This window comes from Streptomyces sp. ISL-12 (genome assembly GCF_018614415.1).
Taxonomy (GTDB): Bacteria; Actinomycetota; Actinomycetes; order Streptomycetales; family Streptomycetaceae; genus Streptomyces.
Window position 1 is genome coordinate 1 of sequence record NZ_JAGGOO010000004.1, and the last position, 14,630, is coordinate 14,630.

The 14,630-nt window shown below is 71.2% G+C and carries 13 protein-coding genes; 7 read left to right on the forward strand and 6 right to left on the reverse strand.

Annotated elements, in window-relative coordinates:
• From J7I94_RS00675 to J7I94_RS00690, 4 genes are all read right to left on the reverse strand, one after another.
• The coding region (locus J7I94_RS00675) for an ABC transporter ATP-binding protein (RefSeq protein WP_308114468.1) at nt 1-1,242 on the reverse strand (1,242 nt) is incomplete at its 3' end.
• Nucleotides 1,239-2,168, reverse strand: a complete 930-nt coding sequence (locus J7I94_RS00680; protein WP_215164441.1) for an ABC transporter permease — start codon at nt 2,166-2,168, stop codon at nt 1,239-1,241. The genes J7I94_RS00675 and J7I94_RS00680, both read right to left, overlap by 4 nt.
• Complete coding sequence (locus tag J7I94_RS00685; protein ID WP_215164442.1) at nt 2,165-3,199, reverse strand: ABC transporter permease; 1,035 nt, start codon at nt 3,197-3,199, stop codon at nt 2,165-2,167. The genes J7I94_RS00680 and J7I94_RS00685 overlap by 4 nt, the downstream gene beginning before the upstream one ends.
• 44 nt (nt 3,200-3,243) lie before the next feature.
• Nucleotides 3,244-5,130, reverse strand: coding sequence for an ABC transporter substrate-binding protein (locus tag J7I94_RS00690; RefSeq protein ID WP_215164443.1), 1,887 nt, complete (start codon nt 5,128-5,130; stop codon nt 3,244-3,246).
• 323 nt (nt 5,131-5,453) lie between these two features.
• Here J7I94_RS00690 and J7I94_RS00695 point away from each other — a divergent pair, with 323 nt between their 5' ends.
• The 5 genes from J7I94_RS00695 to J7I94_RS00715 are packed head-to-tail and all read left to right on the forward strand — an operon-like array spanning nt 5,454 to nt 11,002.
• Complete coding sequence (locus J7I94_RS00695; protein WP_215164444.1) at nt 5,454-7,079, forward strand: ABC transporter substrate-binding protein; 1,626 nt, start codon at nt 5,454-5,456, stop codon at nt 7,077-7,079.
• Between the two features lie 6 nt (nt 7,080-7,085).
• The gene (locus tag J7I94_RS00700; protein ID WP_215164445.1) at nt 7,086-8,009 is read left to right on the forward strand and encodes an ABC transporter permease; all 924 of its coding nucleotides are present in this window, start codon (nt 7,086-7,088) and stop codon (nt 8,007-8,009) included.
• Entirely contained in the window at nt 8,002-8,985 is a 984-nt protein-coding gene (locus J7I94_RS00705) for an ABC transporter permease (RefSeq protein WP_215164446.1), read from the forward strand. The genes J7I94_RS00700 and J7I94_RS00705 overlap by 8 nt, the downstream gene beginning before the upstream one ends.
• A gap of 9 nt (nt 8,986-8,994) precedes the next feature.
• Entirely contained in the window at nt 8,995-9,978 is a 984-nt protein-coding gene (locus tag J7I94_RS00710; RefSeq protein WP_215164447.1) for an ABC transporter ATP-binding protein, read from the forward strand.
• The gene (locus J7I94_RS00715) at nt 9,962-11,002 is read left to right on the forward strand and encodes an ABC transporter ATP-binding protein (protein ID WP_215164448.1); all 1,041 of its coding nucleotides are present in this window, start codon (nt 9,962-9,964) and stop codon (nt 11,000-11,002) included. Before J7I94_RS00710 ends, J7I94_RS00715 begins: the two co-directional genes overlap by 17 nt.
• A 160-nt stretch (nt 11,003-11,162) precedes the next feature.
• On the opposite strand, the gene J7I94_RS00720 is transcribed toward J7I94_RS00715, so the two are convergent.
• The gene (locus J7I94_RS00720; protein ID WP_215164449.1) at nt 11,163-13,286 is read right to left on the reverse strand and encodes a prolyl oligopeptidase family serine peptidase; all 2,124 of its coding nucleotides are present in this window, start codon (nt 13,284-13,286) and stop codon (nt 11,163-11,165) included.
• 200 nt (nt 13,287-13,486) lie between these two features.
• Here J7I94_RS00720 and J7I94_RS00725 point away from each other — a divergent pair, with 200 nt between their 5' ends.
• Complete coding sequence (locus J7I94_RS00725; RefSeq protein WP_189415312.1) at nt 13,487-13,681, forward strand: hypothetical protein; 195 nt, start codon at nt 13,487-13,489, stop codon at nt 13,679-13,681.
• Between the two features lie 93 nt (nt 13,682-13,774).
• Complete coding sequence (locus tag J7I94_RS00730) at nt 13,775-14,191, forward strand: DUF3592 domain-containing protein (RefSeq protein ID WP_215164450.1); 417 nt, start codon at nt 13,775-13,777, stop codon at nt 14,189-14,191.
• A 265-nt stretch (nt 14,192-14,456) separates the two neighbouring features.
• On the opposite strand, the gene J7I94_RS00735 is transcribed toward J7I94_RS00730, so the two are convergent.
• The coding region (locus tag J7I94_RS00735) for a DUF397 domain-containing protein (protein WP_251074461.1) at nt 14,457-14,630 on the reverse strand (174 nt) is incomplete at its 5' end.

A 14,630-nucleotide genomic window follows, 5' to 3' on the forward strand; every position in this document is an offset into this window, starting at 1 on the left:
GTCCCCGTGGGTGGCTGTTGGCTGTCCGTGGGTGGCCGGGGCGCTGTCCGCGTCCGGTTCGCCGGTGCCGGCCCCGTGCCGGTCCCCGTGGGTGGCCGGTGGCTGTCCGTGGGGGGTAGGGGTGCTGTGCGCGTCCGGTGCCCCGGTCCCGTCCCCGTCGGCGGCCGACGGCCCTCCCCGAGTGGCCGGAGCGCTGTCCGCGTCCGGTCCCCCGGTCCCGTTCCCGTTCCCGCCCCCGTCGGCCCCCGGCGAGGCACCCCCAGGGCGGGACCGCCCGGCCCCGCCCGGCTCCGGTTCCGGTACGTGGACGCACGCGGCCCGCCGGTCCCCGGCCGCCTCCCGCAGCGCGACGTCGTGCGTGGCGCAGTCGTCCAGCGCGACCGGGCAGCGCGGGTGGAAGGCGCAGCCGGCGGGTACGGCGGCAGGGTCGGGCGGGTCGCCGGGCAGGCCGCGGGGCGCGAACCGGGAGGCGGGGTCGCCGACGCGCGGGAACGCGGCGGACAGCGCCTCGGCGTACGGGTGCAGGGCCCGCTCGTGGACGGCCCCGGCGGGACCCTCCTCGACCACCCGGCCCGCGTACATCACCGCCAGCCGGTCGCAGGTCTGTGCCAGTACCGACAGATCGTGACTGATCATGATCAGGCCCAGGTCGCGTTCGGTGACGGACCGCTCGATCAGCCGGAGGATCTGCGCCTGGACCATCACGTCCAGCGCGGTCGTCGGTTCGTCGGCGACGATCAGCCGGGGCGCACAGGCCAGCGCCATGGCGATCATCACGCGCTGCCGCTGTCCGCCGGAGAGCTGATGCGGGTACGCCGTCGCCCGCGCCGCCGACAGGCCGACCTGTTCCAGCAGCTCACCGGCGCGGGCGCGGGCCGCGGTCCGGGAGGCCCGCTGGTGCAGCAGGACCGGCTCGGCGATCTGGTCGCCCACCCGGTGCACGGGGTTGAGGGAGTGCATCGCCCCCTGGAACACGATCGACGCCCCGGCCCAGCGCACCGCCCGCACCCGGCCCCACCGCATGGTGAGCACGTCCTCTCCGTCCAGCAGGACCCGCCCGCTCACCTCCGTGCCGCCCGGCAGCAGCCGCAGCAGCGCGAGCGCCAGCGTCGACTTGCCGCACCCCGACTCACCGGCGATGCCCAGCTTCCGCCCGGCCGGCAGGGTGAGGTCGACGCCCCGCACCGCTGCCGCCCCGCCGGGATAGGTCACCCGCAGGTCCCGTACCTCGAGGAGCGTCACCGCCCTACCCCCAGCCGGGGGTCGAGCACCGCTTCCGCCGCCCGTCCGCACAGCGTGAACGCCAGCGCCACGACGGCGATGGCGACCCCCGGCGGCACCAGGTACCACCAGTCCCCGGAGCTGACCGCCCCCGCCTCCCGGGCGTCCTGGAGCAGCCCGCCCCAGGACACCACCGTCGGGTCGCCGAGCCCGAGGAAGGCGAGGGTGGCCTCGGCGAGGACGGAGGCGGAGACCATCAGGGTCGTCTGGGCCAGCACCAGCGGCATCACGTTGGGCAGCACGTGCCGGACCATGACGTGCCGATGGCCACCGCCCAGCGCCTTGGCCCGCTCGATGTACGGCCGGGCCTCCACCGCCAGCGTCTGGGCGCGCACCAGCCGGGCCGTGGTCGGCCACGAGGTGACGGCGATCGCCAGGATCACCGTGCCCAGCGAACGGGACATGACCGTCGCCAGCGCGATGGCCAGCACCAGCGCCGGCATCACCAGGAACCAGTCGGTGACCCGCATCACCACCGTCGCGTACGCCCCCCGGAAGTGACCGGCGGTGATGCCGGCCACCGCGCCGATCGCCACCGACAGGACCGCGGCGAGCAGCCCCACCAGCAGGGAGACGCGCGTGCCCCAGACCAGCAGGCCGAGCAGGTCGCGGCCGAACCGGTCGGTGCCCAGCGGGAACTCCCCGCTCGGGCCCTGCAACGGCCGGCCCGGCGCCCCGGTCACACTGGCCACGTCACCGCCCACGGTCAGCGGCGCGGTCAGCGCGGCCAGCGCCAGCAGCGCCAGGGCGGCCAGGCCCGCCAGGCCCGCGCGGTGGCTGCGGTACTCCCGCCAGAACCGGGCCGCCGCCCGGCGCCGCCGCTGCCACGCCAGTGCCCGGGGTCCGGCGGGCACCGCGGGTGCCGGGGAGGCGGGCGGCGCGGTCATCGCCCCACCCGTGGGTCGAGTAGCGGACAGAGCAGGTCGGCCACCGTGTTCAGGATGATCACCGCCGAGGCGAAGAAGAGGAACAGCCCCTGCACCAGGGGCAGGTCGGGCACGCTGAGCGCCTGGTAGAAGAGGCCGCCCAGACCGGGCCAGGAGAAGACGGTCTCCACCAGCACCACCCCGGCGACCGTCCGGCCGAGGTTGACGAAGACCAGGGTGACGGTGGGCAGCAGGGCGTTGGGCACGGCGTGCCGGCGGCGCACCAGGTCGTCGCGGAGCCCCTTGGCCCGCGCGGTGGTCAGATAGTCGCTGCCCGTCTCGTCGAGCAGCGCCGACCGCGTCACCAGCAGGGTCTGCCCGTACTCGACGGCGACCAGGGTGACCACCGGCAGCACCAGGTGGTGGGCGACGTCGAGGACGTACCCGAACCCCTGCTCCCCGCCCGACTCCATCCCGCCGGTCGGGAACAGGCCCGGCACCGGGCCGACGCCGACGGAGAGGACGACGATGAGCAGCAGCCCCAGCCAGAACGACGGCAGGGAGTACAGGGTCAGTGCCAGCCCCGTGTGCAGCCGGTCGGCGAGCCGTCCGTGCCGCCAGGCCGACCGGGTGCCGAGGAAGACGCCGAGCGCGGTCTGGAGGACGAAGGCCGTGCCGGTCAGCAGCAGGGTGGGCCCCAGCGCCTCGGCGATCTTCTCGGTGACCGGCGTACGGAACTGGTACGAGGTCCCCAGGTCCCCGGTGAGCGCCTTGCCGCAGTAGTCCGTGAACTGCTCCCACAGCGGCAGGCCGAGCCCGAACTCCTCACGATAGGCGGCCAGTTGCTCGGCGGAGACCGGACGGCCGCCGGTCATGGTCTTCACCGGGTCGCCGGGTATGAGCCGGAACAGGAAGAACCCGGTGACGAGGACGGCGAGGAGCGAGACGGCCGCGCCGCCGATCTTCCCCAGGCCGTAGCGGACGTAGGCGGCGCGGTGGCGGCCGGTGGCGGCGGGCGTCGGGGCGGTCCGGGACACGGCGTCCGTGGTCATCGGCGCCCGCCCTGCACCGGACGGGTCGGGTCGGGAACCATCGGCTACTCGCGGTCGTCGGCGGTCGAGCGGCGCCGCAGGGCGAAGAGGACACCGGCCCCGGCGAGTACGACGGCCCCCGCGGCGATCCCGACGACGACCCCGGTGGAGCCGCCGCCGCCCTCCGTGTCGTCCCCGGAATCGGCCGGTACCGCCGACCACCAGCTCCAGTAGCCGTCCTGCCCGTAGATGTTGCCGCCGTCCTCTGGCATCGTCTTCAGCGAGGCCACCTGGTCGGTGCGGTAGGCCTCCAGGGCGTTGGGGTAGGCCATGACGTTCATGTAGCCCAGGTCGTACAGCCGGGACTGGAGCTGCTTGACCAGCTCCGCGCGCTTGCCGGGGTCGTACTCGGCGAGCTGGCGGGCGTACAGGTCGTCGTAGCGCCGGTCGCAGATGAAGTTGTCGGTGGCGCCGGTGTCGTTCTCGGTGGCGGGCAGCGCGTCGCAGGTGTGGATGGAGAGGACGAAGTCGGGGTCGGGGTTGACCGACCAGCCGTCGATGGCGAGGTCGTAGGTGCCGGCCAGCCACGGGTCGGACACGTTGTCCAGGCACTGCAGCTCCACACCGATGCCGAGGTCGCCCCACCACTCGGCGAGGTACTGCCCGACCGCCTTGTCGTTGGGGTCGGTGGCGTGGCACAGCAGGCGGTAGCTGAGCGGCTCGCCGTCCTTGCCGATCCGCTCGCCGTCGGCGTTCTTCCGGTAGCCGGCCTGGTCGAGGAGGCGGGCCGCCCGTTCGGGGTCGTAGGCGAGTTCCTGCTCGGCGGAGGGCTTCCAGAAGTACGTGTCGAAGCGGGGCGGGATGTAGCCGGCGCCCTCGACGGCGTGGCCCTGGAAGACCCGGTCGACGAGGGTCTCGCGGTCCACGGCGAGGAAGAGGGCCTGCCGGACCCGCAGGTCGCGCAGCGAGGGGTCGCCGTCGCCGAAGCGGGTGCCGTCCTTGGCGCGGGCGCCCGGGTTGGTGGCGAGCGCGTAGAAGCGGCGGCCCGGCGCGTCGTTGACCTTGATGTCCTCCTGGCCCTCCAGGGCGTCGGCCTGCGCGGGCGTCAGATTGCTGACGAACGACACCTCGCCCTTGCGCAGCGCGGCGACGGCCGCGTCACCGTCCTTGTAGTACTTGAAGACCAGCTCGTCGAACTCGGGTGCCCCGCGCCAGAACTCCGGGTTCGCCTTCAGCCGTACGTAGCTGTCGGCCCGGTAGCCGGTGAGGATGTACGGGCCGCTGCCGACGACCGGGAACGCCTTGTCGTTGGTGAACTTCCCGATGTCGCCGACCTTCTCCCACACGTGCCTGGGCACGATCGGCACGTCCAGCGCGGTCATGGTGGCCTGCGGCTTCTCCAGCTCGACGACCAGCGTGGTGGGGTCCGGTGCCGACACCTTCCGGAAGTTGCCGACGAAACTGCCGTTGGCGGTGCCCGCCGCCTCGTCGGTCATCATCGTCCGGAACGTCCAGGCGGCGTCCTCGGCGGTGATCTTCCGCCCGTCCGACCAGGTGGCGTCGGAGCGGATCGTGTAGGTCCAGGTGAGCTTGTCGGCGGACGGCGTCCACTTCGTCGCCAGTCCGGGCACGGCGTGGCCGTCGCCGGCGTCGTAGTCGGTCAGGTACTCGTACATCAGCCGCAGGACGCTGGTGCTGACCAGGCGGGTGGCCAGGAACGGGTTGAGCGAGTCGACGCTCTGCGCGACGGCCGCCGTCAGCACCCGCTTGCCGTCGTCGGCCGCCGCTGCCTGCCGGGGCGCCACATCGAGCGGGGTCGCGAGGCCGGCCGTGAGGAGCAGGGCCGCGGCCCCGGCACCGGCCGCCCGCCGCAGCGCGCGGAGCCAGGACGCCCCGGGGGGCCGTGACCATGGGCGGGAGCGCCCCGAGCCGTGCTGTTCTTCCGTGCTCATGGTGGTGACCTCGCGTCATCGTTCGGACGGGTCGGCAGTGGCGCCACCTGCGTGAGGAGAGTGTCTATCAGTGCCGTATGCACGCGTCAACGGCCCCTCAGGGCCCGTGTGGCCAGCGGAAACACAGGTGTTGATGTTTCTTCGCACGCCAGTGGTCCAGACCTCTGATGCCGTGCTGGTACGAGGCCGGCGCCGCGCCGTGGGCGCCCTGTTCCCTCGGACGGAGGGGATGAATATGGCATCGCGGTCATACCGGGTGATAGTTGGTTGAACCGAGTTCCGCGTCTTGAGACGGGCGCGCGGCGCACACGAGGAGGCATCCCATGCGTGGAGCGACGTACGCCACCCGGGCCGCGTGCGCGGCGGCGGTGGTCCTCGCGGCGACGGCCTGCGGAGGCGGCGGCGGGGGCGGGGGCGCCGACGCGGTGCTCAGCTCCTCCTGGGGCGACCCGCAGAACCCCCTGGAGCCGGCCAACACCAACGAGGTGCAGGGCGGCAAGGTCCTCGACATGATCTTCCGGGGCCTGAAGCGGTACGACCCGGCGACCGGCGAGGCCGAGAACATGCTCGCCGAGAAGATCGAGACGACCGACTCGCAGCACTTCACCGTCACCGTCAAGGACGGCTGGACCTTCAGCAACGGCGAGAAGGTCACCGCCAAGTCGTTCGTCGACGCCTGGAACTACGGCGCGTCCCTGAAGAACAACCAGCGCAACGCCTACTTCTTCAGCTACATCGAGGGCTACGACAAGGTCCACCCGGAGGACGGGAGCGAGCAGAGCGCGGACACCCTCTCCGGGCTGAAGGTCACCGGGGACCGCACCTTCACCGTCGCGCTCAGCCAGAAGTTCTCCACCTTCCCCGACACCCTCGGCTACCCCGCCTACGCCCCGCTGCCCCGCGCCTTCTTCGACGACCACGCCGGCTGGCTGAAGAAGCCCGTCGGCAACGGTCCGTACCGGGTGGACAACTACACCCGGGGCTCGCAGATGTCCCTGCGCAAGTGGGACGACTACCCGGGCGACGACAAGGCGGCCAACGGCGGCGTCGACCTCAAGGTCTACACCGACAACAACACCGCCTACACCGACCTGATGGCCGGCAACCTCGACCTCGTCGACGACGTCCCCGCCGCCCAGCTGAAGAACGTCGGGAGCGACCTCGGCGACCGGTACATCAACACCCCGGCCGGCATCATCCAGACCCTCGCCTTCCCGTACTACGACAAGGACTGGAACAAGAGCGGCTCGGACAAGGTCCGCAAGGGCCTGTCCATGGCGATCGACCGCGCCCAGATCACCAAGACGATCTTCCACGGCACCCGCACCCCGGCCACCGACTGGACCTCGCCCGTGCTCGGCGCGGACGGCGGCTACAAGAAGGGCCTGTGCGGCGAGGCGTGCGAGTACAAGCCGGACGAGGCGAAGAAGCTGATCAAGGAGGGCGGCGGGCTGCCCGGCGGCCAGGTCAAGATCACGTACAACTCGGACACCGGCTCCCACAAGCAGTGGGTCGACGCGGTCTGCAACTCCATCAACAACGCCCTCGACAACGACAAGGCGTGCGTCGGCAACCCGGTCGGCACCTTCGCCGACTTCCGCAACCAGATCACCGGCAAGAAGATGAGCGGCCCCTTCCGCGCGGGCTGGCAGATGGACTACCCGCTCATCCAGAACTTCCTCCAGCCGCTCTACTACACCAACGGCTCCTCCAACGACGGCAAGTGGTCCAACGACGAGTTCGACTCCCTCATCGACAAGGCCAACGGACAGACCGGCACCGCCGGGGCGATCAAAAGCTTCCAGCAGGCCGAGGAGGTCGTCCGGGACACCATGGCCGCCATCCCGCTCTGGTACCAGAACGGCAGCGCCGGCTACTCCGACCGGCTCTCCGGCGTGAAGCTCAATCCGTTCAGCGTCCCGGTGTACGACGAGATCAAGGTGAGCTGATCCGCCGTGGGCCGCTATGTGATCCGACGGCTGCTCCAGATGATCCCGGTCTTCATCGGGGCCACCCTGCTGATCTTCCTCATGGTCAACGTCATGGGCGACCCCATCGCCGGGCTGTGCGGCGACCGGGAGTGCGACCCGGCGACCGCCGCCCAGCTCAGAAGGGAGTTCGGCCTCGACAAGCCGGTCTGGCAGCAGTACGCGACCTACATGGGCAACGTCTTCACCGGCGACTTCGGCACCGCCTTCAACGGCCAGCCGGTCACCGAGCTGATGGGCACCGCCTTCCCGGTCACCATCCGGCTGACGGTCATCGCGGTCGTCTTCGAGGTCGTCATCGGCATCACGCTGGGCGTCATCACCGGTCTGCGGCGGGGACGGCCGGTCGACACCGGGGTCCTCCTGGTCACCCTCGTCGTCATCTCCGTCCCCACCTTCGTCACCGGCCTGCTCCTCCAGCTCCTGCTCGGCGTGAAGTGGGGGTGGATCGCCCCGTCCGTCTCCTCCGAGGCCCGCGTCGACGAGCTGATCCTGCCCGGCCTGGTGCTGGCCTCGGTCTCGCTGGCGTACGTCACCCGCCTCACCCGTACCTCCATCGCGGAGAACCGGCGCTCCGACTACGTCCGCACCGCCGTCGCCAAGGGCCTGCCGCGCCGCCGGGTCGTCACCCGGCACCTGCTGCGCAACTCCCTCATCCCGGTCGTCACCTTCATCGGCACGGACGTGGGCGCCCTGATGGGCGGGGCGATCGTCACCGAGCGGATCTTCAACATCCACGGCGTCGGCTACCAGCTCTACCAGGGCATCCTGCGCCAGAACACCCAGACCGTCGTCGGCTTCGTCACCGTCCTGGTCCTCGTCTTCCTCGTCGCCAACCTCCTCGTCGACCTCCTGTACGCCGTACTCGACCCGAGGATCCGCTATGCCTGAACAGGAGCCCTACGAGCCCGAGCGCGTCATCGCCGGCACCGGCATGGGCGGGCAGATGGACCTGGGCGCGAGCGAGGCCGTGACGTTGGAGAAGGTCCCCAGGGGGCCGGACGGGACGGGCCCCCAGGAAAAGGCGCGCAGCCTCTGGTCCGACGCCTGGCACGACCTGCGCCGCAACCCCGTCTTCCTCCTCTCCGCCCTGGTGATCCTCTTCCTCGTCGTGATCTCGATCCGGCCGTCCCTGATCGCCTCCGGCAACCCGCTCCACTGCGACCTCGCCCTGGCCCAGGAGGGCTCCCGCTCCGGCCACCCCTTCGGCTTCAACGGCCAGGGCTGCGACGTCTACACCCGCACCGTCCACGGCGCCCGTACGTCCGTCCTGGTCGGCGTCCTGTCCACGCTCGGCGTCGCCGTCCTCGGCAGCGTGCTCGGCGGGCTCGCCGGTTTCTTCGGCGGGGTCTGGGACGCGGTCCTCTCCCGCGTCACGGACATCTTCTTCGCGATCCCGGTCGTCCTGGGCGGCCTGGTGCTGCTGTCGGTCATCACCAGCAACACGGTCTGGCCGGTCATCGGCTTCATCGTGCTGCTCGGCTGGCCGCAGATCTCCCGCATCGCCCGCGGCTCGGTCATCACCGCCAAGCAGAACGACTACGTGCAGGCCGCCCGCGCCCTCGGCGCGAACAACTCCCGCCTGCTGCTCCGCCACATCGCGCCCAACGCCGTGGCCCCCGTCATCGTCGTCGCCACCATCGCGCTCGGCACCTACATCTCGCTGGAGGCGACCCTGTCCTTCCTCGGCGTCGGCCTCAAACCGCCCAGCGTCTCCTGGGGCATCGACATCTCCGCCGCCGCCCCCTACGTACGCAACGCCCCGCACGCGCTGCTCTGGCCCTCCGGAGCCCTCGCGGTCACCGTCCTGGCGTTCATCATGCTCGGCGACGCGGTGCGCGACGCCCTCGACCCGAAGCTGAGGTGAACGGCCGCCATGCTGCTCGAAGTGCGCGACCTGCACGTGGAGTTCGGCACCCGGGACGGCGTCGCCAAGGCCGTCAACGGCGTCTCCTACGGCGTGGACGCCGGCCGCACCCTCGCCGTGCTCGGCGAGTCAGGCTCCGGCAAGTCCGTCACCGCCCAGACCGTCATGGGCATCCTCGACGTCCCGCCCGGCCGGATCACCGGCGGCGAGGTCCTCTTCGAGGGACGGGACCTGCTGAAACTGAAGGAGGAGGAGCGCCGCAAGGTGCGCGGCGCCGAGATGGCGATGATCTTCCAGGACGCGCTGTCGTCCCTGAACCCGGTGCTGACGGTCGGCGACCAGCTCGGCGAGATGTTCACCGTGCACCGGGGCATGTCCCGCAAGGACGCCCGCGCCAAGGCCGTCGAGCTGATGGACCGCGTCCGCATCCCGGCCGCCGGGGAACGCGTACGGCAGTACCCGCACCAGTTCTCCGGCGGCATGCGCCAGCGCATCATGATCGCCATGGCGATGGCCCTGGAGCCCAAGCTCATCATCGCCGACGAACCGACCACCGCCCTCGACGTCACCGTCCAGGCCCAGGTCATGGACCTGCTCGCGGACCTCCAGCGCGAGTACGACATGGGCCTGATCCTCATCACCCACGACCTCGGCGTGGTCGCCGACGTCGCCGACGAGATCGCCGTGATGTACGCGGGCCGGATCGTGGAGAGCGCCCCCGTCCACGAGATCTACCAGAACCCCGCCCACCCCTACACGCGCGGCCTGCTGGAATCCATCCCCCGCCTCGACCAGAAGGGCCGGGAGCTGTACGCCATCAAGGGCCTGCCGCCCAGCCTCACCCGCATCCCGCCCGGCTGCGCCTTCCACCCGCGCTGCCCGATGGCCCAGGACGTCTGCCGCACCGACGTCCCCCCGCTCTACGAGGTGAGCGGCACCCGGGGCAGCGCCTGCCACTTCTGGAGGGAGTGCCTCGATGGCCTCGACGGCTGAACCGATCCTCGAAGTGACCGGGCTGGTCAAGCACTACCCGCTCACCAGCGGCATCCTCTTCAAGAAACGGGTCGGCTCGGTCAAGGCCGTCGACGGCGTCGACTTCCGCCTCGACGCCGGTGAAACCCTCGGCATCGTCGGGGAGTCCGGCTGCGGCAAGTCCACGGTCGCCAAGATGCTGGTCAGCCTGGAGCAGCCGACGGCCGGGTCGATCCGCTACAAGGGCGAGGACATCACCCGCCTCACCGGCCGCGCCCTGCGCGCCGTACGCCGCAACATCCAGATGGTCTTCCAGGACCCCTACACCTCCCTCAACCCCCGCATGACGGTCGGCGACATCATCGGGGAGGCGTACGACATCCATCCCGAGGTCGCGCCCAAAGGCGACCGGCGGCGCAGGGTGCAGCACCTGCTGGACGTCGTCGGCCTGAACCCGGAGTACATCAACCGCTACCCCCACCAGTTCTCCGGCGGCCAGCGCCAGCGCATCGGCATCGCGCGCGGCCTCGCCCTGCGCCCGGAGATCATCGTCGCGGACGAACCGGTCTCGGCGCTGGACGTGTCGGTCCAGGCGCAGGTCATCAATCTGATGGGCCGGCTGCAGGACGAGTTCGACCTCTCCTACATCTTCATCGCCCACGACCTCTCCATCGTCCGGCACATCTCCGACCGGGTCGCCGTGATGTACCTGGGCCGGATCGTCGAGACCGGCCGGGACGCCGAGATCTACGAGCATCCCACCCACCCCTACACACAGGCGCTGCTCTCCGCCGTCCCGGTGCCCGACCCCGAGGCCCGCGAACACCGCGAGCGGATCATCCTCGTCGGTGACGTGCCGTCCCCGACCGACATTCCGTCCGGCTGCCGCTTCCGCACCCGCTGCTTCAAGGCGCGGGAGCGCTGCGCCCTGGAGGTGCCGCAGCTGGCGGTCCCGGCGGAGTTCCGGGGGACCGGCGGGCCCGCGGCGCACGACTCGGCGTGTCACTTCGCGGAGGAGAAGGTGGTCGTACCGCCGGAGACATAGGCGTACAAAGCGGGGCGAACGTCGTTAACACACAGGCAACTTCACGGAATCCGTATCGATATACGGACGGGGGAGGCTCTTCAGCGTACGGCCGTGCGGGTGCCGTAAACGGGCCGGGGCGCGCCATGTCGCCCCGGCCCGTTGCCGTGCCCGCTGTGCCTCAGCCCTCGATCCCCAGGGAGCGCTTCAGGAAGTCCACCTGGAGCAGCAGCAGGTTCTCCGCGACCGACTCCTGCGGGGTCATGTGCGTGACGCCGGACAGGGGCAGGACCTCGTGCGGGCGGCCGGCCGACAGCAGGGCCGAGGACAGGCGCAGGGAGTGGGCGACCACCACGTTGTCGTCCGCCAGCCCGTGGATGATCATCATCGGGCGGTGCGGCTCGGCCGCGTCGACCAGGCCCGCGTCGTCGATCAGCGAGTTGCGCCGGTAGACCTCCGGCCGCTCGTTCGGGTCCCCGAGGTAGCGCTCCTGGTAGTGGGTGTCGTAGAGGCGCAGGTCGGTGACCGGGGCGCCGACCACCGCCGCGTGGAAGACGTCCGGGCGGCGCAGCGCCGCGAGGGCGGCGAGGTAGCCGCCGAAGGACCAGCCGCGGATGGCGACCCGGCCGAGGTCGAGGGGGAAGTCGGCGGCGAGGGCGTGCAACGCGTCGACCTGGTCCTGGAGGACGACGGCGGCGAGCTCGTCCTTGACGGACTTCTCCCAGGTGGGCGAGTGCCCCGGGGTGCCGCGCCCGTCGGCGACCACCACCGCGAAGCCCTGGTCCGCGAACCACTGCGACGTGAGGTGGGCGTTGTGAGCGGCGACCACCCGCTGACCGTGCGGACCACCGTAGGGGTCGAGGAGCACCGGGAGGGAGGTGTCACCGTGGTAGTCCGTTGGCATAAGCACGGCGCACGGTACGCGGCGTGCGCCCCCCAGAGTGAGCGTCACGCGCGGGGACAGACCGGGATCTTCCGCGTAAGAGGTGACGGTGGCCGCCGGCTTCCCGTCCCGGAGGACCTGGGCCCGGCTCCCCGGCCGGTCGAGGGTGGCGGAGACCAGGACGGCCGTGTCGCCGGCGCGCACGGCCGAGTGCACGCCGGGAACGGCGGAGACGCGCTCCACGCCCAGTTCGTTCACCCGGTAGACGTGCACCTCACCGGTCTCCGGCTCGGCCGCCTCGGCCCCGGCCGACGCCGAGATCAGCACGTCCTCGCCGGACACGTCCAGTACGGCCCGTACGTGCAACTGGGCTCCCGTCAGCGGACGTTCCCCCACCGCCAGGACCCGGGCGCCGCCCTCGTCGGCGATCCGGACCAGCTGTCCGGACGGGCTCCAGCAGGGCACTCCGGGGAAGAGTTCCAGCCAAGTTCGATCTTCATCGGCGTGCACCATCCGGGTCCGGCCCGACTCCGGGTCCACGGCCAGATAGACCTGACTGCGCTGGTCGCGCGCTTGTGCGAGCAGCAGCGGCGCACCCGCCGCTGACCAGTGCACTCGCGCCAGATACGGATAGCGCCGACGGTCCCAGCCGACCTCCGTGCGGGTGCCGTCGAGGCCGATCACGAAGAGCCGGACGTCCGCGTTGGGGGTGCCGGCCGCCGGGTACGGGACGTGGTGTGGATCACGGTCCGGGTGGGCCGGATCGGAGATCCACCAGCGCTGTACCGGCGTGTCGTCCACGCGCGCGACCAGCAGCCGGTCCGAGTCCGGACCCCACCAGAAACCCCTGGTCCGGCCCATCTCCTCGGCCGCGATGAACTCCGCGAGACCGTAGGAGACGCCCTCCGCCTCCGGCTCGGCCAGCGCCCGGTCGTCGCCGCTCTCGGCCCCCGTGACCCGCAGGGCGCCGCGCGCGACGTAGGCCACGTGCCGTCCGTCGGGGGAGGGGCGGGGGTCGATCACCGGTGTGGCGACCGGGAGTTCACGTGCCGTGCCGGCCCGCAGCTCGGCCGTGAAAAGCCGCCCTGACAAGGCAAAAGAGGCCAACTCGACGGCGGCGTCGGTGGCGTAGCCGACGATGCCGGAGCCGCCCTCGCGACTGCGTTCGCGGCGGGCGCGTTCCTCGGGCGGGAGGTGTTCCTCCGCCCCGCCCAGCAGGGCGTGCGGGTCGGCCGCGAGGCGCTCCTCGCCGCTCGTGGGGTCGAGCACCCACAGCGCGTTCGCCCGGTCCGTGCCGGACGCGGAGCGGAGGAACGCGACACGCGAACCGTCGGGTGCCACGGTGAACGAACGCGGCGCGCCGAGGGTGAATCGCTGGGTGCGGGCGTGCCGTCTGGGGAAGGACTCGGGCTCGGTCGTCATGCCCTGACCATATTGGCCATGCGCCCCCTTGTGCGGCTGTGCGCCACTCGATGCGCGCGTACGGATAGTTATGATCACTAGCGCATAGTGGGTATCAACCTGCTGCCCGCTGTGTGGATTTATCTGCCCCCATGGTTCCGTGCCGACGTCCCGACTGTTCGATCCCCCCATGTCCCTGGGTTCTTTGGAGGTGAGCCGCCGTGGCACTCTCGATTTCGGCGGTGGTGCTGCTGGCGATCATCGTCTTCCTGCTGATCAGGAAGTCCGGACTGAAGGCGGGGCATGCGGTTGTCTGCATGCTCTTGGGTTTCTACCTCGCCTCCTCCACGATCGCCCCCACGATCAGCGAACTGACGTCGAACATCGCCGGCATGATCGGCAGCATCAGCTTCTGACCCTGTCCCCGTCCCTCACCGCGACCGACCGGTACGCCACCGCGTCCCCGTCTCCGGAACGCACGAGTCCGCCGGAGACGGAGGCGGCCGGGTGTGCCGGACACCCTGCTGGGAATCCTGCTGTGCGGTGCGGCCGGAGCCCTGCTCCTGTGGCCCGCCCTCCGCGACGCCGCACAGGTGCGGCGGCTGCGGCGGCTGCGGCGGCACGGTGTCCGCACGAGCGGTGTCGTGGTCGACGGCGTACGCGTGCGCGACGGTGACGGCCTCACGTGGGCGCCGATCATAGCCTTCGCCGACCAGTACGGGTACCGCGTGGAGTTCACGCCGAAGGCGCGCGGCACCGGGCTGGGATTCGCGACCGGCCGCCAGGTGCCCGTGGTCTGCCTCGCCGACGACCCGCAGTCGGCGCGGGTAGACATGCGCCGGCACCTGACCGGGCCGGTGTGCTTCCCGCTGGGCGGGGCGGTGGTCTTCCTGGGCGCCGGCGTGGCCATCGCCGTGACGGCGTGAGGGCCAGGGTGCGGAGGGTGGCGTCCCGGGGGTACACCACGGCCGCGGTCCTCGGCGGCGTCCTGCCTGCCTCGGACGGATGGCCGTCGAGGCAGCCCAGCAGCCGCTTCCGGGCGCAGCACCGTCACGAAAAACGTGAACAACTCCCACTCTGTTGTCCTTGCCTCGCTCGTTTGAGCGTCTTGTTGGCAGTTACCTCGTGCCTGCTCAGGGTTTCTGGCGAGGGGTGGGTGACTCCGCCTGATCGCGGTGCCGAGCGCCTGGGTCAGCCCTCGGACACGTACGGCACGAAGTCGGCCCAGGCCGAAGGAGCAAGGGCCAGACGCGGCCCCTGTATGTACTTCGAGTCACGGACATGGACGGCGCCGGGAGCGGCGGCGATCTCTACGCAGGAGTCACCTTCAGGGCCGCTGCTGTAGCTGCTCTTGAACCACGCCAG

Coding starts and splice junctions, on each gene's coding strand:
- J7I94_RS00715 (WP_215164448.1), top strand. CDS start 9,962: ATGGCCTCGACGGCTGAACCGATCCTCGAAGTGACCGGGCTGGTCAAG.
- J7I94_RS00710 (WP_215164447.1), top strand. CDS start 8,995: ATGCTGCTCGAAGTGCGCGACCTGCACGTGGAGTTCGGCACCCGGGAC.
- J7I94_RS00690 (WP_215164443.1), bottom strand. CDS start 5,130: ATGAGCACGGAAGAACAGCACGGCTCGGGGCGCTCCCGCCCATGGTCA.
- J7I94_RS00680 (WP_215164441.1), bottom strand. CDS start 2,168: ATGACCGCGCCGCCCGCCTCCCCGGCACCCGCGGTGCCCGCCGGACCC.
- J7I94_RS00685 (WP_215164442.1), bottom strand. CDS start 3,199: ATGACCACGGACGCCGTGTCCCGGACCGCCCCGACGCCCGCCGCCACC.
- J7I94_RS00720 (WP_215164449.1), bottom strand. CDS start 13,286: ATGACGACCGAGCCCGAGTCCTTCCCCAGACGGCACGCCCGCACCCAG.
- J7I94_RS00695 (WP_215164444.1), top strand. CDS start 5,454: ATGCGTGGAGCGACGTACGCCACCCGGGCCGCGTGCGCGGCGGCGGTG.
- J7I94_RS00705 (WP_215164446.1), top strand. CDS start 8,002: ATGCCTGAACAGGAGCCCTACGAGCCCGAGCGCGTCATCGCCGGCACC.